Below are 18528 nucleotides of genomic sequence, written 5' to 3' on the forward strand. Positions count from 1 at the left end.
CCCGTAATTAAAAAGAGAATAAGTTAGGGACGGTTAAATATATTGCTAATAAAATAAGCAAAGTAACCACAGTTGCTATGAGTGAATATAACAACACATTACTGCGTTTTTGCAGTGGCGTGAGCAACTCATCATCAAGCATAAGATCATCGTCTTGCCACTCTATGTGTTCATCGGTAATTGCTGTGGCTTCAACCTCGGGTAGGCGCTGTTCAAGCTCGTCTAGTTTTTCTTCAAGACGAATTAAGCTACTGGTAATGTAATCAAGCGCATCAAAAATTCTGTCATCGCGCTGGCTACTCGTTGCACTTGCCAGTTGAGTATTTTGATTAGGGTTGGTAACAGCCTGCAGCTTACTTTTAATACCTAAGCTGGCAAGTAGTTTGGCTTGCTTTAGGGCTTTGTCTTTATTGCTTGGCACAAATAGCGGTTTACCATTAAAAAAAAGCGACACTTTTTCATTTGATGTTTTTAATTTAGTAGCAAGCATGGCAGTAACAGCTTTGCTGTCAACGCCCTCAGCGAGTCCTACAAAGGTAACACGAAAGTTGTCGGCCATTTTTAATTCCCTAAGCTTTTATAGTAAAACGAGTATATACCGAAAGTGCAAAACAATTCGAGAGTGATTTATGTTTCACGGCTTGAATAATAAGCTTTAGATATAAAAACGACCCTTAAAAGGGCCGTTTATATTTTTAATAGTATGTTGGCTTAAAGGCCAGCAGCAGCGCGAAGTGCTTCTGCTTTATCAGTACGCTCCCAAGGGAACTCTTCACGACCAAAGTGGCCGTAAGCCGCCGTTGGAAGGTAGATAGGGCGCTCTAAATCAAGCATTTTAATTAAACCGTAAGGGCGCAAGTCAAAGTGCTCACGAATAAGCTCAATTAAACGGCTTTCTTCTAGTTTGCTGGTACCAAAGGTTTCTACGCTTATAGACGTAGGCTCTGCAATACCAATAGCGTACGATACTTGTAGCTCACACTTATCAGCAAGGCCAGCAGCAACAATGTTTTTAGCAACATAACGTGCAGCATAGGCAGCACTACGGTCAACTTTTGATGGATCTTTACCAGAGAAAGCACCGCCACCGTGACGAGCCATGCCGCCGTAGGTATCTACAATGATTTTACGACCGGTTAAGCCACAATCGCCCATTGGTCCGCCAATTACAAAGCGACCTGTTGGGTTAATAAAAAACTTAGTCGCGCTAGTAATTAGCTCAGCAGGAAGTACCGGCTTGATGATAGTTTCCATCACCGCTTCGATTAAATCTTTTTGTGAAATATCTTCGCTGTGCTGCGTAGAAAGTACAACAGCATCAATACCTACTGGCTTGCCGTTTTCGTATGCAAACGTAACTTGTGATTTTGCATCTGGGCGTAACCAGTTAAGCTCGCCGCTTTTACGAACCTGTGCTTGGCGCTGCACTAAACGGTGTGAGTAGGTAATAGGAGCAGGCATTAGTACTTCAGTTTCGTTACATGCGTAACCAAACATTAAGCCTTGATCGCCAGCGCCTTGCTCTTCTGGGCTAGTACGGTCAACACCTTGGTTAATGTCAGGAGACTGTTTACCAATAGTGTTTAAAATTGCACATGAATCTGCATCAAAACCCATATCTGAATTAGTGTAGCCAATGTCGCGAATTGTTTTACGTGTAATTTCTTCGATATCAACCCATGCGCTAGTAGTGATTTCACCACCAACCATAACCATACCGGTTTTTACGTAAGTTTCACACGCAACTCGGGCATGAGAATCTTGCTCAAGGATAGCATCAAGTACCGCATCAGAGATTTGATCGGCGATTTTATCCGGATGACCTTCAGAAACAGATTCAGAAGTAAATAAATGTTTTGCCATTGTATTTCTGCTCACAAATATTGCGCTTCACAAACGTCGGTATTAGCGCTTAAAAATTAAGGGGCGTATTTTATCGAAAACAAAACACCTTGCATAGTGTTTTTACGCCTAGACGTCTAAATAAAATATTTAATAACTTTTCGGTCTCAAAAAATATTCATAATGACCTATTATTATGGGTTTTTAATTGCACACCGCCCCTACAATAAGTAAGAATGGACTATACACTAGTCGCCAAGTTATACGGCGGCATAATCGAATACATAAATACCCGCGCAAAAATATATTAAGGTAGGAGAATTCATGCCATCTCGCAAAGAACTTGCAAATGCTATTCGTGTCTTGTCAATGGACGCAGTACAAAAGGCCAAATCTGGTCATCCTGGAGCCCCTATGGGCATGGCAGATATCGCAGAAGTATTATGGCGCGATTATCTAAAACATAACCCAACAAACCCAGAGTGGGCTGACCGAGATCGCTTTATATTATCGAACGGCCACGGTTCAATGCTTATTTATTCTTTATTACATTTAACGGGTTATGATTTACCGTTAGACGAAATTAAAAACTTCCGTCAAATGCATTCAAAAACACCTGGTCACCCAGAGTACGGTTATGCACCAGGAATCGAAACTACTACCGGCCCGTTAGGTCAAGGGATCACTAACGCAGTAGGTATGGCAATTGCCGAAAAAGCGCTAGCTGCACAGTTTAACCGTGAAGGTCACGATATTGTTGATCACTTTACCTATGCATTTATGGGCGACGGCTGCTTAATGGAAGGTATTTCTCATGAAGCTGGTTCACTTGCAGGCACATTAGGTCTGGGTAAACTTGTTGCATTTTGGGATGACAACGGCATTTCAATCGATGGCGAAGTAGAAGGTTGGTTTACCGATGATACGCCAGCTCGCTTTAAAGCGTACGGTTGGCATGTAATTAGCGGTGTTGATGGCCACGACAGCGATGCTATAAGTGCTGCAATCGCAGAAGCTAAAAGTGTTACCGATAAGCCATCACTAATTTGTTGTAAAACAATTATTGGTTACGGCTCACCTAATAAGTCGGGTAGCCACGATTGTCACGGTGCACCACTAGGTGAGGACGAAATTAAAGCGTCTCGCGAATTTTTAGGTTGGACTGGCGATGCATTCGAAATCCCTGCAGACATTTATGCACAATGGGATAGCAAAGAAAAAGGTCAACAGCTTGAATCAAGCTGGGATGAAAAATTTGCAGCATACGCAAAAGCATACCCAGAGCTAGCGTCAGAATACAAGCGTCGTATTAACAACGAACTGCCAGGCGATTGGGCTGAAAAATCTCAAGCATACATTGAAGAGCTGCAAGCAAACCCTGCAAACCCAGCGTCTCGTAAAGCGTCGCAAAATGCATTAAACGCATTTGGCCCGTTATTACCAGAATTTATGGGTGGCTCTGCCGATTTAGCTGGCTCAAACCTAACAATTTGGGATGGCTCTAAAGGCTTAACACGCGACGATGCAAGCGGTAACTACATTTATTACGGTGTACGTGAGTTTGGTATGTCGGCAATTATGAATGGTATTGCGCTGCATAAAGGCTTTATTCCTTACGGTGCTACGTTCTTAATGTTTGTTGAATATGCAAAAAATGCCGTACGTATGGCTGCATTAATGAAGCAACCAAGCATTTTTGTATACACGCACGATTCAATTGGTTTAGGTGAAGATGGTCCAACTCACCAACCAGTAGAGCAAATTGCAAGCATGCGTTTAACGCCTAATTTATACAACTGGCGTCCATGTGACCAAGTTGAGTCGGCAATTGCATGGCAACAAGCTATTGAGCGTAAAGACGGTCCTACATCACTAATCTTTACTCGCCAAGGTTTAGAGCAACAAGCACGTAACGCACAGCAACTGAGCGACGTTAAAAAGGGTGGTTACATCCTTAGCTGCGACGGCAATCCAGAGCTTATTTTCATTGCAACGGGTTCTGAAGTGCAACTAGCACAAGATTCTGCAAGCGAACTACGCAAGCAAGGTAAAAAGGTACGTGTTGTATCTATGCCGTGTACTGATGCTTTTGAAACGCAAAGCGCAGCATACAAAGAAAGTGTATTGCCAGCATCTGTTTCACGCCGCGTAGCAGTAGAAGCAGGTATTGCTGATTACTGGTACAAGTACGTTGGCCTAAATGGCGCAGTAGTAGGTATGACTACCTTTGGTGAGTCAGCGCCTGCTGGTGAGCTGTTTGAGCACTTTGGCTTTACTGTTGAGAACATAGTAAACAAAGCAAACGAACTTTTTTAATCGCCTTTGATTAAATAAAGTAAGCAATTGAAAAACCCGCATATGTTGCGGGTTTTTTTATGCCCGAATATGAAACAACTTCACTTAAAGCAATACTGCTTTCCTTGCAAGAAAGTAAGCTATCAGGCAAGGTAGTGCGATAAAATTTATAAATAAAAATCTTAAATTATTAGCAGGAGCTAAATATGTCAAAGTTCGAAAATGTTAGTGTAATTAAAAAAGCCAATGTGTATTTTGATGGCAAAGTGTCAAGCCGAACCGTTTTATTAGGCAGTGGTGAAGCAAAAACATTAGGCTTTATGCAACCAGGTGAGTTTGTGTTCGACACTAACCAAAAAGAATGTATGGAATTATTAGCAGGGCAGTGGGATATTTTATTGCCAGGTGAAAGCGAGTGGAAAACATTTAATGCGGGCGAATCATTTAATGTTGATGCAAACGTAAGCTTTAAGGTAAAAGTAAGCGATTTTGCTGATTATTGCTGTTCATACACAGATTAATAGCACAAATATAACGCGGTTAGTATGTTATTTAACCGCTTAAAGAGCCCGTATAATGCGGGCTTTTGCATGTTTAATGTTCAGTGAGTGATCTAAATCAGCTTTACTAACAAATATTTGCTTAAATAGTTACATTTCTCCTTGTGTTAATTCATATTGCCCCCAATACTAACTATGAAGTAACACATAAAAGGATATAAAATGAAAATTAATCTTACAGGTCACCATGTTGACGTTACTGATTCAATTAGAGAACACGTAAACGAAAAGTTTTCAAAAATAGCGAATCACTTTCCATCTTTGATCGCGCTCGACATTATTCTTTCTAAAGTTCACAACAAGCTTCAAGCGGAAATTAGCACTATTTACGAAGGTGCACGTATATCGGTTAAGGGCGAAAACGAAGTGCTGTATCCAGCAATTAGTAGTGCCGCAAAAAAACTAGATACGTCACTAAAACATCGCAAAGGGCAAATTAAAGCTAATTTGCATGAAAAACCAGAAATAACAACCCCAGAAATTGCACACGAAATCATCCAAGAGATGGATCTTCGTTAACGTTTTTAGAGTTTAGGCCCTAACTTTTAGGGCCTAAAACCATTATTTATTAGCTTCGTTTTACCCCCTCATTTATTAATACTTTTCAGCTTTCATTTTGCGTTAAAACTCTGTAATTTATTCATTATTATAAATAAACAGTAAGTACACACATGCGCTCTGTAGTATCAAATTGGCAAACTCGCTTAAATGCATTGGGGCCGGGAATTCTAATGGCAACCGCTGCAATTGGTGGTTCACATTTAGTGGCATCAACCCAAGCGGGAGCCATATTTGGCTGGCAATTATTTTGGCTTATTTTAGTAGTAAACGTTTTAAAGTACCCATTTTTTCGCTTTGGCATGGAGTACACACTCGCTACCAAAAATAGCCTAGTAGAGGGTTATAAAAGCAAAGGGCCATTTTATTTTTACAGCTTCATTGTCCTAAATGTTGTTGCCGCTATCGTTAATACCGCAGGCGTATTATTACTCACCGCAAGCTTGTTGCATTACGCACTACCTATCACAATAGAAATAACACTGCTGTGTTGGATTTTACTTGGCGTGTGCTTAACCATACTTTTGCTAGGGCACTTTAAAGCGCTAGATAACGTGGCAAAAGGCATTATGGGGCTACTTACATTAGCAACATTAATAGCACTTGCTATTGCCTTTAGTAATGGCCCAATGGCACCTGCTGACTATGTAGGCCCTTCACCGTATGAGTTAGCCATGCTTAGCTTTATGGTGGCATTAATGGGCTGGATGCCCGCCCCCATTGAAATATCCGCACTTAGCTCACTGTGGTTAAAAGAAAAACAAGCACAACAAATAATATCTAAACGCGAAGGCTTGTTCGACTTTAACGTGGGTTACTGGTTAACCGCAGGCTTAGCGCTGGTGTTTTTTAGCTTAGGTGTATTAGTGCAATACGGGCAAAGCAGTAATATAGAACTCGGCGGAGTCGCTTTTGCCAAACAGCTTATTGATATGTACGCACTTACCATTGGCGAGTGGGCAAGGCCGCTAGTATCAGCCATTGCTTTTTTATGTATGTTTGGCACCACATTAACGGTACTAGATGGTTACGCGCGTACTTTAAACGAATCGCATAAATTACTTGGTTTTAAGCAATCAAAACACAGCTTAAACACATGGCTAATACTGCAAGCACTTGCTGGTATGGCGGTTATTTTATTTTTTGAATCAGCCTTAGGTCCTATGCTTACCTTTGCCATGACACTGTCATTTGTAACCACTCCTATATTTGCTTGGCTAAACTTTAGCCTAGTGCGCTCTGAGCCCAGCATTAAACACGGCGTACTACTTAAAAGTTTAAGCTGGATAGGGCTGCTGTACTTAGTCGGTTTTTCTGTGGCATTTGTTGTGTGGATGATGATGTAAGTAAAAAAATTCAATAAAGCAATAAATTAGCGTACATTGCATTTGTACGCTAATTGCGTATACTTTGGCGTATGAAAAGCTTATTTGTTGAATCAATTGTATTTGAAAAGTACCGAGCACAGTACTTGAATGATGACGAATATCGTTTATTTCAAGCAGATCTAATGGTTAACCCAAAACAGGGCGATGTGATTCAAGGTACAGGTGGCTTACGTAAAATACGAGTTGCGAGCAAGGGGAAAGGTAAACGCGGCGGCTCAAGAGTTATATATTATTATTTGGACGATAAAACACGTTTTTACTTACTAACTATCTACAGTAAAAACGAAGTGACAGATTTAACAGCAGATCATAAAAAGCAATTAAAAGCGTTTTTAGAGGTATGGAAAAATGAGCAAACGTGATTTATTTTCAGAATTAACTACAGCCCTTGTTGATGCTAAAGCACACTCACAAGGCAAACTTACATTGCGTACCCATACAGTAAATGAGTTTAACGACCTTGCTATTTCACCTGATGAAATAGTAAATATTCGAGAAAAATTTAATATGTCGCGTGGTGTATTTGCAAACATTTTACATACATCAGCGAGAACACTCGAAAACTGGGAGCAAGGACGTAGCGCGCCTAATGGGCAAGCAATTACTTTATTAAAGCTTGTGCAGCGTCATCCTGAGACATTGAATCATATAGCTGAGTTGTAGAGTTTTATAAGCCTTATCAAAATGAATGAGGCATTTAGGTAAACCCGCTTATTTATCTTAAAAGTCAAAAAAAAGACCTGACCTTAATGTGATTTTTTGATCTCAATGTAGTGTTTGATACCTATTTTCTCGCTACACTTAAACAAGCTAAAAATACGAGTGAGGGTTTCCTTCACTTAGCTGCTGGGCAAACAAAAAAATATACTGTTAAAAGTATTACCAAACTCGAGTAACCAAAAGGGATTAGTTTATATGGCAATGTTTCGTTAAAAAAGTTTCTTTTTAAAGATAAGCTATCTAATTTTGTATAAATTTGCTCTGACAAGTAGTCATTGGATTTCAAAATATTGTTTATTATCTGACACCTTTCATTTTCAACTTGTTGGAATGTTGTCGTGATTCCGCTGTAATAATCAGCTAACGATTTCATTTTTTGATGAACTTGCCTTGCCATAGGGAGTACAACAACTAATTCAGGCTGGTTATCTCCGTAAAATTCTTTTAATTGTTGTAATTTATATTCAACGTCGTCTAAATTACTTTGATTTATTTTCCCTCCTAGCTTTAAGCGCTTATGCATCTCTTGAAAGGTTATTGCAATTGTAGTTAGCGAATTGAAGTAGTGCTCATATGTATCACTTAGATTTTCATAGCTAGATGGAATGGTATTTTTAAAGTTATTGTTCTTTGTAAACTTTTCAAGTGTTGCCAACTCTGCTTTGAGACTTTCTTCACGCCAATCTTCTGGTATTAAGCGATCTATTTTGTAAAAAGCATCATTACTCTCTTCACGTGCAGCAATAGCCTTCGAATTATTTACTGCTAAAGAAGATGAAGGGATAAAATCAAAGGTATCACTAATATTTTGTTTTTTAATAGGACTTGATGACTTACCACTTTTGATGCACCAACTGTTGATTGATTCTTGTAATGTTAACCAGTAAACAAACATATAGTAAGCAATTATAAAACATAGTGCCCCAGCTAATGTAAGAGAAGATACTCCTGGATCAATCTTTATTCCTAAAAAAGAAGTAATTTCTCGACCTTTGAGGAATAGTAACAAAAAGTATGCCAGCGATGAGTATGCTAGTAACTGAATTTTATACGTAAGCGCGCATTTAAGCAGTGCGCTTAGCTATAATCGAAGTCTAGCTGCACATTCCACGGCATTAGGTCGGTAAAATCATCATCACCCTCATCTCGATTCGGCAACGTTTTAAATAAATGCACAAAGTAGTAATAAGGATTGATGTCATTGGCACGGCAGGTCATCACAATACTATAAAGTATCGCGCTGGCCTGAGCACCATTAACCGATTTTGAGAATAGCCAGTTTTTTCTACCAGTGGTAAACGGCCGAATATCTCGCTCAGTAATATTATTATCAATCCCTAGTTCGCCATCTTCACTATACCGCATTAATTTCGGCCATTGATTAAGCGTGTATTTTATCGCTTTGCCAATATAACTCCCCGCCGTTACTTTACCTTCGGCTTCATCAAGCCACGCTTTAAAGTGCATTAATATGGGTAAGGCTTTTTCTTGTCGTAACTGATACCGCGCTTGAGGAGATAACTGTTTGTTTTTAGCGTGGGTTTCCAGTTTATATAATTGGCTGATAAAGCTGATGGCTTTATGCGCTCGACCTTTGTTTTTCGACTCTGCTTTTAAGGCATCGTTATATTTGCGTCTAGCGTGTGCCCAGCAACCAACAGGGGTAATGCCTTCAATACCGTCATAAACACGGTAACCGTCGCACTGTAAATAGCCTTGATAACCGGCAAGAAATTCTTTTGCGCAAGCGCGACTTCGACCTGCTTGGTAATCGTAAATCACGACAGGCTCACGGCTGACCTCATTGCTGCGATAAACCCACATGTAGGAATTGCTGCTAGGGTTGTCACCTTCATCTAACACTTGTGTACGGGTTTCATCGGCACATAAACTATGCTCACTAAGCAAGTGACGTTGCATGGCTGCCACTAAGGGGCTGATTAGCAGGCCCGCTTTAATACACCAATTAGCTAATGTTCCGCGCGATAGTTCAAGGCCGCCACGGCCCAGTATGTCAACGAAACGATAAAGCGGTAAGGCATCGCAGTATTTGCCCGTAACAACCGCCGATAACGCTTCTGGACTCGCAATGCTGCCAGGAATAGGCTGCTTGGGTTTAGGCGCGGTGATTATTTTACTGGCCAATTGTTCATGCTCGCAATGTCTGCAAGCATATTTAAATTGTTTGTGCTTAATGACACTGACTTTCGCCGGAATAATCTTCACTTGCTCGCTGTCTTCACTACCACATTGATGTAGTTGTTCACCGCAACACTGACACGTTAACTCGGTTAAGGTGTGCTCAACTTCTTCTCGTTCAAAGTGCTCAGCCAGTATTTGTTTACCTTTCTTATGGTGTTTAGGCGGCTCAGTCGTTTTATGCTGCTCCGCTTCATTGAAGGTGCCCCGTGGGGCTTTTTCACTTTTTTTACCGTATTTTTGGGATTTACTTAACTTAAGCTCAGCAAGCAAGTGGTCAATCCGCGATTGCATTTCAACCTTATCTTCTTGCAGTGAAATTTTATCTTTTTCTAAGCCATCAAGCTTAGCCTGCATAAGTGCAAGCTGATTTTGTAGTTCGGTGATGAGAATAGTGTCTGGCATTTTAATAGCATGACACATGGGAAAGATCGTTCAAGTAAAAAAAACGATCTGGTTAATTTATATCACTGATAACCCTGATAAAGTTGAGTGGCGGGTTTTATTATTTACCGGTAAGCCAGATAATAACCATTGTAACTGCCGTTGTTCAATCCCCATGGCTACGTGTGCTTGAGCATGATTTGGCCATTGAAATCGTCCTTGCTCTAAGCGACGATAATAAAGCCAAAAACCATTGGTATCCCAAAACAAAATTTTTAATTTATCGCGTTGTTTATTACAAAAAACGAACCACGCTTGGCTTAAAGGATCGAGAGATAGGGTATCGCTGACAATAATACTTAACCCATTGATTGATTTTCGCATGTCGGTGAATCCCGTGACCAAGTAAACTTGGTGGGTGCAAGGTGTCACAGTACGCTCAATAATTTGGCGAGTGCTTGGTGCGCTAATGTCGACTCGAAGTCTATTTGATAGCCGTTTGGTGTGGTGAGTTTAATGATTGAAGGGTGTGTAAAGGCTTGCTCATGAATAACAAACGGGATCACCTGTTGCTTTTTAACCCTTATCGTTTCGTCAGAAAGGCGTTTACGCCAAACATAGAAAGTCGATGCGTTAATGTTGTTATCACGACAAAATTGAATGATGGCTAAACCACTCGATTTTTGCTGCTCAAAAATGCCTTGCCAGTGTTTTATTTTTTGCTGTTTATTCATAATTACCTCAGGTTAATATGCTGAGTAAATTATGCATAGGTAGCATTAATATTGGTATGTGGGTTTAATTGCGCGCTTACTTTTATACTTTCTACACTCATCATTTATTGGATGATCTTTCGCTTCAAACAAATAAAGTTTGACCGTGTGTGCTATGTTTTCATTATCTGATTTATCCATACTTCTTAGGTCCATAATCTACTTGTAGTCAGTTACATGTCATTAAACACTCACAAAAGTAATAGAGAATGGAGTCGCGTCTGCCTTTACTACTTTTTGAGTGACATTTACTTGTACTGAGCTGACATTAATAGCAATATCAACTCAGCTCTTTTATCGCTCTACTTATTCCATCTAAACTCAGCGCATACATGCGGTTGTTCATTAACTCTTTAATAAAACCTATTGATTGATAGTACGGCCAGTGTTCAACCGGTTGTGGGTTGAGCCAAGCCACTTTATCAAAGTGGTTGGTGACACGTTGTAACCATACACTGCCGGGCTCTTCGTTGTAGTGCTCTACCGAGCCGCCGGGGTAGGCTATTTCGTACGGGCCCATAGTGGCATCGCCTACAAATATTACTTTGTAGTCGCTGGTAAACTTATTAATTAGCGTCATGGTGTCTATTACGTTTGAGTGACGGCGTTCGTTGTCTTGCCAAACATTTTCGTATAGGCAGTTATGAAAGTAGTAAAACTCTAAGTGTTTAAATTCGCCATGGGCGGCGCTAAATAATTCTTCGCAGGTATGAATGTAGTCATCCATTGAGCCGCCAATATCAAACAGCATGAGTACTTTTACTGCATTGTGGCGCTCTGGTGCCATTTTTACGTCAAGCATGCCGCCTTGTTTTGCGGTAGCGCGAATGGTCTCGTTTAAATCTAGCGTGTCGCTGGCGCCAGTGCGGGCAAATTTACGCAGTTTTTTAAGGGCAAGTTTAATAGTACGCGAGCCAATTTCACGGTCGGAGTCTAAATTGCGATATTCGCGTTTATCCCACACTTTTACTGCTTGGCGGTTACGGTTGCCGTCTTGGCCTATACGCACACCTTCGGGGTTATAGCCGTATGCTCCAAAAGGTGATGTGCCGCCGGTGCCAACCCATTTATTACCGCCTGCGTGGCGTTTTTGTTGCTCTTCTAAACGCTCTTTTAGGGTTTTCATTAGCTCGTCGAGGCCGCCCATGGCTTTAAGTTGCGCTTTTTCTTCATCGCTAAGGTTTTTTTCAAACTCTTTACGCAGCCAATCTTCTGGTAAGTTGTGCTGTTGCTTTAAGCTCTCGAGTAAATCAAGGTCGGCAATACCACTAAAGTAGTCGCTAAAGGCTTTGTCGAAGCGGTCAAAGTGGGTTTCGTCTTTTACCATTATGGTGCGTGCTAAATGGTAAAAGGCGTCTACGTCGGCAAATATAACACCCTTTTTTAAGGCGTTAATTAAATCAAGCAACTCGCGCAGGCTTACCGGTAAACGGTATTTACGCAGCGTGAAAAAAAACTGTACTAACATATTAACGACGGCTCATAAACGCGAGTTTTTCGATTAGGCTTATGTCTTGCTCATTTTTAAGTAGTGCGCCAAACATTGGCATTAAACCGCCTTTTTTAGCTTTGTCGTGCAGTGTTTTTGCGTCTATGTCTTCTGCCATAAGGAGCTTAAGCCAGTCGAGTAATTCGCTGGTAGATGGCTTCTTTTTAAGACCGTTTGCTTCGCGTAGGTTAAAAAACACTTCGAGTGCTTGGCGTACTAAATCTTGCTTAACATTAGGGTAGTGCACGTCAATAATTTGCTGCATTTCATCGGCAGATGGAAAATCAATGTAATGAAAAAAGCAGCGGCGTAAAAATGCGTCGGGCAGCTCTTTTTCGTTATTAGAGGTGATGATCACAATAGGGCGCTCTTTTGCTACTACTCGCTCGCTGGTTTCGTAAACATGAAATTCCATTTTATCGAGCTCTAACAGTAGATCGTTTGGAAACTCAATATCGGCTTTGTCTATTTCATCTATTAATAATACCGGGCGTTTACCGTGTTGGTCGGCGTAAGTAAATGCTTGCCACAGTTTGCCTTTAACTATGTAGTTACTAATGTTGTGTACGCGCTCGTCGCCCAGCTGGCTGTCGCGCAGGCGCGAAACCGCATCGTATTCATACAAACCTTGCTGCGCTTTGGTGGTCGATTTAATGTGCCATTGAATAAGTTCGGTATCTAAACTTTTTGCCAGCTCTTCAGCTAGCATGGTTTTACCTGTACCCGGCTCACCTTTAATTAAAAGTGGCTTTTCGAGCATAATAGCCGCGTTTACAGCTTGCTTAAGCGCAGAGCTGGCGATGTAATTGTCGGTTGAATTAAATTGCACTTTATTACCTTCTTTTCGTCACAGGTCAGATGAGTTTTTATAATCCTATCATGCCATAGTTAACCGGCTTCACCAAGGTAGCTAAACCGAGGAATAGTTTTGCCATCTTTTTCAACTGTTTCGCTAAACATTTCTAAAGGGCGTGCCCATATACCAAACTCACCGTATAGCGCTTGGTAAATTACCAGTTGCTCACTGGTTTCGCTGTGAGTGGCTACATAAAGCACTTTGTACTGTGCCCCTTTGTAGTGTTGGTATATGCCTGATTTGAGGGAAATTGGTTTTATTGCTGTAGTCATGTTTTGATCTCTTGTATAATTTGTTTCTGCACTTTTAATGCTAACTAATTTGCCAATACTATGAACTATATTACGCTAGATGATTACAAAAAAGCATGGGTTTTTCGCCATAAAGACATGCCTGTTTCAGCCGACGATGCTGCAAACATTAAACCTATGAGCCTTGAGCGCGCAGCTGTACTGTGGACAACTATGGTGAGCCGTGAGTTTGATCACCCAGATTTTTTTGATAAAACAGATTGGTGTGGTCAAGATGAAAGTTATAGCCAAGAAGTAAACTGGGAAAGCGCATGGGAAAACGGCGATGAACAACTTCCCGAAGCTATTTTAGCGCACTTAGATTGGCAAGCTAATACCACTGTTTATTTTTGCATGGCACGCGACAATATTATTGAAACCACCTTTGATGTGTTTAAACGCAACTGGCAAAACTTTATGTTTTTAGCCGACGGCAGTTTACTCATAGGTAAAAAACGCAATACTGTAGTGCAGTTTTTAGAGTCGGGCATAGCTAAATTAGGTGAAAAGCCAAGCGCTTAATTTAGCACTCGGCGCTTAAAAATTATGCAGTACTGTGTTATAAAACATTTACCTAAGTGTTTTTGAGTACGGCAATTGGCAGCAAAAAATGAGCCTGTTGGCGCGCCACAACAAGTTGAAATGTGGCAAGCCGATGCAAAAAAAGTGTTATATGCACAATTGTGTAATGCATTTTATCAACGTGAGGTTCAGCGTTTAGTCGCTGAGCCTAATAGCGATAGGCTGCGTCGCCAATTAAAAAGTCTACCTTATTACATTGAACGTGCTGCCACATTAGTTGCTAATACAAGCTCGCCTTTTAAACTAGATTCGCAAAATGGCTCTTGGCTTGCAAAGCAAAAACCGACCCCACCAGAGATTAACATTCAAGCAAATGAACTTTTTTATCAACATAATGCCAAAGTCGGGTTAATAATCCCTATTTTAGTGCGTAGTGATGAGCAAATTCGCGTTAGAATAGACAGCCTAGACCAAGTAAGCGACAATAAAGTGCATTGTAATGAGCTAGGTTGGTTTGCGTTTTCGGGGCAGGGACTTGAGCTGCCAAACGCGCAATTATTAACGCCGAGTAAAGTGTCATTAACCGCGGCGTGTTGCGGGCACCAATGGCAGTTTTCAAAGCGTTGTTTGCCACGGGTTTTATCGCTGCGCGAAATGCTACTGGCAGGAAGTATAAATTGGCGCAATGTAAAACGATTACAAACGTAACTTGGTTAATTAAATAAGTTTATTTGAATTTTAAATAAGGAGTGTTAAATGCGGTTTTTTCAGGTTGGCTTGTTATGTTTAGCACTGTTTGTGCAGTATAGATTGTGGTTTGGCCATAATGGCGTACAAGACTACACACGTTTAAAAAGTGCGGTTGCATCTCATTTACAAACTAACGAAAAATTGATTAAACGCAATAAAGTATTAACCGCCGATATAGAAGATTTAAAGCTTGGCCATGAAGGCATAGAAGAGCGCGCACGTAACGAATTAGGAATGATTAAAGCGGGCGAAACATTTATACGTGTTTTACCAGCTCAACAATAATATGACAAATAAACCAACTATAGCTGCCATTATACCTGCTGCCGGGGTTGGTAGCAGAATGCAGCATAATGCACCTAAACAGTATATTAAATTAGCAGGTAAAACTATTTTAGAGCATACGCTCACAAAATTATCTGCTTTAGCGCAGCTTAATACAATTGTTGTAGCCCTAAATGAAAACGATCCTTACTTTGAACAATTGCCAGTGATTGATGCGCGCATTGTGCGTACTTGTGGCGGTAAAGAGCGTGCAGATTCCGTTTTAAATAGTTTGCTTTTTTTAGCCGCCAACCCGCCTGACTGGGTACTTGTGCACGATGCTGCCCGCCCGCTAGTTACTGTTGACGACATAAATACACTTATAAATGAGTGTATAAGCGCCGATGAAGGCGGAATTTTAGCCAGTAAAGTAAAAGACACTATAAAACGTGGCCATATTTATGCTGAGCAAACCGTACCCCGAGATGATTTATGGCAAGCCCTTACTCCGCAGTTTTTTAAATACGAAGATCTTAAAAATGCGCTGCAAAATGCACTGGCAAGCGGCGCAGTTATTACCGACGAAGCAAGCGCCATTGAATGGGCTAACAAGCCAGTAAAATTAATACCAGGGCGTAGCGATAATATTAAAATAACCACTCCTGAGGATTTAGACTTGGCTGGTTTTTTACTTCAAAAACAACAAAACGAGAATGCATTATGATACGAATTGGTCATGGTTTTGACGTGCATAAATTTGGCGGTGTTGGCCCATTAACTATCGGCGGCGAAAAGATTGATTATCCGCAAGGTTTTTTAGCGCACTCCGACGGCGATGTTGCTATTCATGCTCTGTGCGATGCTATTTTAGGCGCGCTTGCAATGGGCGACATTGGTAAACACTTTCCAGATACGGCCAGTGAATATGAAAATATCGACAGCCGAATATTACTGCGTCATGTGGTGAGCTTAGCTAAAGAGCAAGGTTATGTATTGGGCAATGGAGATGTAACTATAGTGGCACAAGCGCCAAAAATGTTGCCTCATATTCAAGCTATGCGTAGCAACCTTGCAAGTGATTTAAACTGCGAACTATCGCAAATAAATGTTAAAGCTACAACCACCGAAAAGCTCGGTTTTGAAGGGCGAAAAGAAGGCATTTCGAGCCATGCAGTGGTAATTATGAACAAAGAGTCAATGAGTAAAACAAACGCATGAGCGATTTAAATTATTTATACGGCGCACCGTTATCAAAAGCTGACTTTAAAACCACAGCCGAAGACTTTATGGTAGATGAAGACTTAGGCATTGAGTTTACCGGTAGCGGCGAGCATGTATGTTTGCAAGTAGTAAAAAAAGGCGAAAACACCCAGTACGTAGCAAAGTTAATTGCGCAGCGAGCTGGAGTATCACCACGCGATGTAAGTTATGCCGGGATGAAAGATCGCCACGGAGTGTGTTCGCAGTGGTTTAGTGTAAAAGTACCCATTAAAAAACCGATTGATTTTAGTGATTTAAACAGCGAAAGCGTGTTTGTTGTATCGCAGCAACGCCACGAACGTAAACTGAGAACGGGCTGTCATAAAGGTAATAAATTTACTATTACGCTGCGCAATGTTACCGATCCTCTGGATATTTTGTGCCGTATTAATGCGGTACGCAGTGGCGTGCCTAACTATTTTGGCGAGCAACGCTTTGGCCGTGATGGCCATAACCTGGTAATGGCTGAAAAAATGTTTGCAGGTGAGCGTATTCGCGATAAAAAATTACGCGGTATTATTATTTCTGCAGCGCGCTCGCATGTATTTAATCAACTCGTAAGTTTACGAGTAAAGGAGCATGGTTTAGCTAAAACCATGCACCGTGAAGTATTTATGCTCAGCGGCAGTAACGCCTTTTTTGAAGACGCTATTAGCGATGAAAATATTGCCCGCTTAGCCTCTGGCGATATTATGATGTCGGCACCTATGGTAGGTAAAAGCGAAAAAGGGCTCACCGAACAAGAAAAAGTATGGCTTGGGCCTTATCAGTCTTGGTGCGATGGTTTAGGCGAGTTAGGGCTAAAAAATGAGCGCAGAATGCTGCGTTTAATCCCGCAAGATTTTAGCGTAGAAACCATAGATGAAAGCACTTTGAAGTTAAGTTTTGGTTTACCAAAAGGCTGTTTTGCTACGGCATTATTACGTGAGCTGGTGGATTACACAGACGCAAGCCCACGCGAGCGAAAAGAAAAGGACAGCAAAGATGAAGATCCTATTAAGTAACGACGATGGTGTAGGCGCTAAAGGTATTGCGGTGTTATATCAAGCATTAATGCAAATTGCCGAGGTCACTTTAGTTGCCCCCGACCGAAACTGCAGTGGTGCAAGTAACTCGTTAACTTTGCTTAACCCACTGCGTGCTACAAAGCTTGAAAATGGCTTTATATCGGTTAATGGTACACCTACTGACTGTGTGCATTTAGGCGTTAACCAGCTTGTTGATGAAATGCCCGATTTAGTGGTCGCAGGTATAAACCACGGCGCTAATTTAGGTGACGACACTTTGTACTCAGGCACGGTAGCTGCAGCAACCGAAGGACGCCATTTAGGTTTGCCTGCTATTGCGGTGTCTTTGTGTTCGCACCACGGCGAGCATTTTGAAACGGCGGCAGCGGTAACTATAAGTATTATTAAAGGTTTAGCGTCGCATCCGCTACCAAAAGATCAAATTATAAATATTAATGTACCCGACATTCCTCTAAGCGAATTAAAAGGCGTGCAGGTAACGCGTTTGGGTGCGCGCCATAAAGCCGAAACCATGACCAAGCAAACCGATCCTTGGGGTCGAGATATTTACTGGTACGGATCTTTAGGGACAGAAAGTGATGCTGGAGAAGGTACCGATTTTCATGCAATTAATAATGGCTATGCCTCGGTTACCCCACTGAGTGTTGATATGACCGCTAACGAGAGCATTAAAGCGGTAGGGGAGTGGTTAGCTGATTTGGAGATAAACCGTGCTGGCTAATTATACCCGCAGCGCCAAGGCGCTATCAGCGCTATTACAGCGTGAAGGTGTTGAGGATACACAAGTACTAGATGCGATTGCACAAATACCACGACATATATTTGTGGGTGACGTGCTGCAACATAAAGCGTATCAAAATACTGCGTTACCAATAGGCCAAGGGCAAACTATTTCGCAGCCTTATATTGTGGCGCGTATGACCGAACTGTTGCAATTAGCTGGTGTGCGCGACAAGGTGCTAGAAATAGGCACAGGATCGGGCTATCAAACGGCAATATTGGCTAAAATATTTACCAAGGTTTACTCAGTAGAGCGTATTAAAGCATTGCAATGGCAAGCTAAGCGTCGTTTACATCAGCTCGATTTATATAATGTGGCAATGAAGCATGGCGATGGCTGGCAAGGTTGGGAGTCGCAAGCGCCATTTAACGGCATTATAGTCACTGCAGCCGCGGCTAAAATCCCGCAAGATCTATTAGCTCAATTAGCTGATGGTGGTGTGTTACTTGCCCCAATAGGCGAGCAAGAGCAAAAATTAACTATGGTTATTCGCAATGGCAATAACTACACAGAACACGTAATTGCGCCGGTTAGATTTGTACCGCTAGTCGCTGGTGATATTGAATAGG

23 protein-coding genes are annotated in these 18528 nt (G+C 41.4%); 14 read left to right on the plus strand and 9 right to left on the minus strand.

Features of this window, described 5'->3' with window-relative positions; genetic code table 11:
- Window positions 1-7: 7 nt before the first annotated feature.
- Together PNIG_RS03590 and metK are read right to left on the minus strand one after the other, a co-directional pair.
- Window positions 8-559, minus strand: a complete 552-nt coding sequence (locus PNIG_RS03590; RefSeq protein WP_011327366.1) for a hypothetical protein — start codon at window positions 557-559, stop codon at window positions 8-10.
- Window positions 560-711: 152 nt separating this feature from the next.
- Window positions 712-1863, minus strand: a complete 1152-nt coding sequence (gene metK / locus PNIG_RS03595; RefSeq protein WP_011327367.1) for a methionine adenosyltransferase — start codon at window positions 1861-1863, stop codon at window positions 712-714.
- 303 nt (window positions 1864-2166) lie between these two features.
- Between metK and tkt the strand changes: the two genes are divergently transcribed.
- From tkt to PNIG_RS03625, 6 genes are all read left to right on the plus strand, one after another.
- Window positions 2167-4158: a transketolase gene (gene tkt, locus PNIG_RS03600; protein ID WP_089367825.1), complete on the plus strand. Its 1992-nt coding sequence runs from the start codon at window positions 2167-2169 to the stop codon at window positions 4156-4158.
- A gap of 185 nt (window positions 4159-4343) precedes the next feature.
- A complete protein-coding gene (ppnP, locus tag PNIG_RS03605; protein ID WP_011327369.1) occupies window positions 4344-4658 on the plus strand; it encodes a pyrimidine/purine nucleoside phosphorylase in 315 nt (104 codons plus the stop codon).
- Window positions 4659-4859: 201 nt separating this feature from the next.
- Window positions 4860-5216, plus strand: a complete 357-nt coding sequence (gene hpf, locus PNIG_RS03610; protein WP_011327370.1) for a ribosome hibernation-promoting factor, HPF/YfiA family — start codon at window positions 4860-4862, stop codon at window positions 5214-5216.
- A 212-nt stretch (window positions 5217-5428) separates the two neighbouring features.
- Window positions 5429-6601: an NRAMP family divalent metal transporter gene (locus PNIG_RS03615; protein WP_370446746.1), complete on the plus strand. Its 1173-nt coding sequence runs from the start codon at window positions 5429-5431 to the stop codon at window positions 6599-6601.
- Between the two features lie 71 nt (window positions 6602-6672).
- Window positions 6673-7005: a type II toxin-antitoxin system RelE/ParE family toxin gene (locus PNIG_RS03620; RefSeq protein WP_089367827.1), complete on the plus strand. Its 333-nt coding sequence runs from the start codon at window positions 6673-6675 to the stop codon at window positions 7003-7005.
- Complete coding sequence (locus tag PNIG_RS03625) at window positions 6992-7306, plus strand: helix-turn-helix domain-containing protein (RefSeq protein WP_089367828.1); 315 nt, start codon at window positions 6992-6994, stop codon at window positions 7304-7306. The genes PNIG_RS03620 and PNIG_RS03625 overlap by 14 nt, the downstream gene beginning before the upstream one ends.
- A gap of 172 nt (window positions 7307-7478) precedes the next feature.
- Here the strand turns inward: PNIG_RS03625 and PNIG_RS03630 are convergent, their stop codons facing one another.
- The 7 genes from PNIG_RS03630 to PNIG_RS03660 form a co-directional block, all read right to left on the minus strand.
- The gene (locus PNIG_RS03630) at window positions 7479-8372 is read right to left on the minus strand and encodes a hypothetical protein (protein WP_147279478.1); all 894 of its coding nucleotides are present in this window, start codon (window positions 8370-8372) and stop codon (window positions 7479-7481) included.
- Window positions 8373-8440: 68 nt separating this feature from the next.
- On the minus strand, window positions 8441-9985 hold the full coding sequence (gene tnpC / locus PNIG_RS03635; RefSeq protein WP_086960352.1) for an IS66 family transposase: 1545 nt from the start codon (window positions 9983-9985) through the stop codon (window positions 8441-8443).
- 39 nt (window positions 9986-10024) lie between these two features.
- The gene (gene tnpB / locus PNIG_RS03640; RefSeq protein ID WP_254910727.1) at window positions 10025-10378 is read right to left on the minus strand and encodes an IS66 family insertion sequence element accessory protein TnpB; all 354 of its coding nucleotides are present in this window, start codon (window positions 10376-10378) and stop codon (window positions 10025-10027) included.
- Window positions 10375-10680 carry an IS66 family insertion sequence element accessory protein TnpA gene (gene tnpA / locus PNIG_RS03645; protein ID WP_010555472.1) on the minus strand — a complete coding sequence of 102 codons (306 nt, stop codon included), beginning with the start codon at window positions 10678-10680 and terminating at the stop codon, window positions 10375-10377. Before tnpA ends, tnpB begins: the two co-directional genes overlap by 4 nt.
- Before the next feature lie 319 nt (window positions 10681-10999).
- Window positions 11000-12187, minus strand: coding sequence for a vWA domain-containing protein (locus PNIG_RS03650; RefSeq protein ID WP_089367830.1), 1188 nt, complete (start codon window positions 12185-12187; stop codon window positions 11000-11002).
- A gap of 1 nt (window position 12188) precedes the next feature.
- Window positions 12189-13037, minus strand: a complete 849-nt coding sequence (locus PNIG_RS03655; RefSeq protein WP_058372698.1) for an AAA family ATPase — start codon at window positions 13035-13037, stop codon at window positions 12189-12191.
- Window positions 13038-13096: 59 nt separating this feature from the next.
- On the minus strand, window positions 13097-13336 hold the full coding sequence (locus PNIG_RS03660) for a DUF1653 domain-containing protein (protein WP_011327377.1): 240 nt from the start codon (window positions 13334-13336) through the stop codon (window positions 13097-13099).
- Window positions 13337-13396: 60 nt separating this feature from the next.
- On the opposite strand from PNIG_RS03660, the gene PNIG_RS03665 reads away from it, so the two are divergent.
- From PNIG_RS03665 to PNIG_RS03700, 8 genes are all read left to right on the plus strand, one after another.
- Window positions 13397-13876 (plus strand): DUF2947 domain-containing protein, encoded by a 480-nt coding sequence (locus tag PNIG_RS03665; RefSeq protein ID WP_058372700.1) that lies wholly within the window; start codon window positions 13397-13399, stop codon window positions 13874-13876.
- A gap of 75 nt (window positions 13877-13951) precedes the next feature.
- Window positions 13952-14584, plus strand: coding sequence for a hypothetical protein (locus tag PNIG_RS03670; RefSeq protein ID WP_041454349.1), 633 nt, complete (start codon window positions 13952-13954; stop codon window positions 14582-14584).
- A gap of 48 nt (window positions 14585-14632) precedes the next feature.
- Window positions 14633-14911 (plus strand): cell division protein FtsB, encoded by a 279-nt coding sequence (gene ftsB, locus PNIG_RS03675; RefSeq protein WP_011327380.1) that lies wholly within the window; start codon window positions 14633-14635, stop codon window positions 14909-14911.
- Window position 14912: 1 nt separating this feature from the next.
- Entirely contained in the window at window positions 14913-15614 is a 702-nt protein-coding gene (gene ispD, locus PNIG_RS03680; RefSeq protein ID WP_089367831.1) for a 2-C-methyl-D-erythritol 4-phosphate cytidylyltransferase, read from the plus strand.
- On the plus strand, window positions 15611-16108 hold the full coding sequence (gene ispF / locus PNIG_RS03685) for a 2-C-methyl-D-erythritol 2,4-cyclodiphosphate synthase (protein ID WP_011327382.1): 498 nt from the start codon (window positions 15611-15613) through the stop codon (window positions 16106-16108). The genes ispD and ispF overlap by 4 nt, the downstream gene beginning before the upstream one ends.
- A complete protein-coding gene (gene truD / locus PNIG_RS03690) occupies window positions 16105-17154 on the plus strand; it encodes a tRNA pseudouridine(13) synthase TruD (RefSeq protein WP_011327383.1) in 1050 nt (349 codons plus the stop codon). The genes ispF and truD overlap by 4 nt, the downstream gene beginning before the upstream one ends.
- The gene (surE, locus tag PNIG_RS03695; RefSeq protein WP_011327384.1) at window positions 17135-17899 is read left to right on the plus strand and encodes a 5'/3'-nucleotidase SurE; all 765 of its coding nucleotides are present in this window, start codon (window positions 17135-17137) and stop codon (window positions 17897-17899) included. The genes truD and surE overlap by 20 nt, the downstream gene beginning before the upstream one ends.
- Window positions 17889-18527 carry a protein-L-isoaspartate(D-aspartate) O-methyltransferase gene (locus tag PNIG_RS03700; RefSeq protein ID WP_011327385.1) on the plus strand — a complete coding sequence of 213 codons (639 nt, stop codon included), beginning with the start codon at window positions 17889-17891 and terminating at the stop codon, window positions 18525-18527. The genes surE and PNIG_RS03700 overlap by 11 nt, the downstream gene beginning before the upstream one ends.
- Window position 18528 lies beyond the last annotated feature (1 nt).

The organism is Pseudoalteromonas nigrifaciens, assembly GCF_002221505.1.
In the GTDB taxonomy this organism is placed as follows: domain Bacteria; phylum Pseudomonadota; class Gammaproteobacteria; order Enterobacterales; family Alteromonadaceae; genus Pseudoalteromonas; species Pseudoalteromonas nigrifaciens.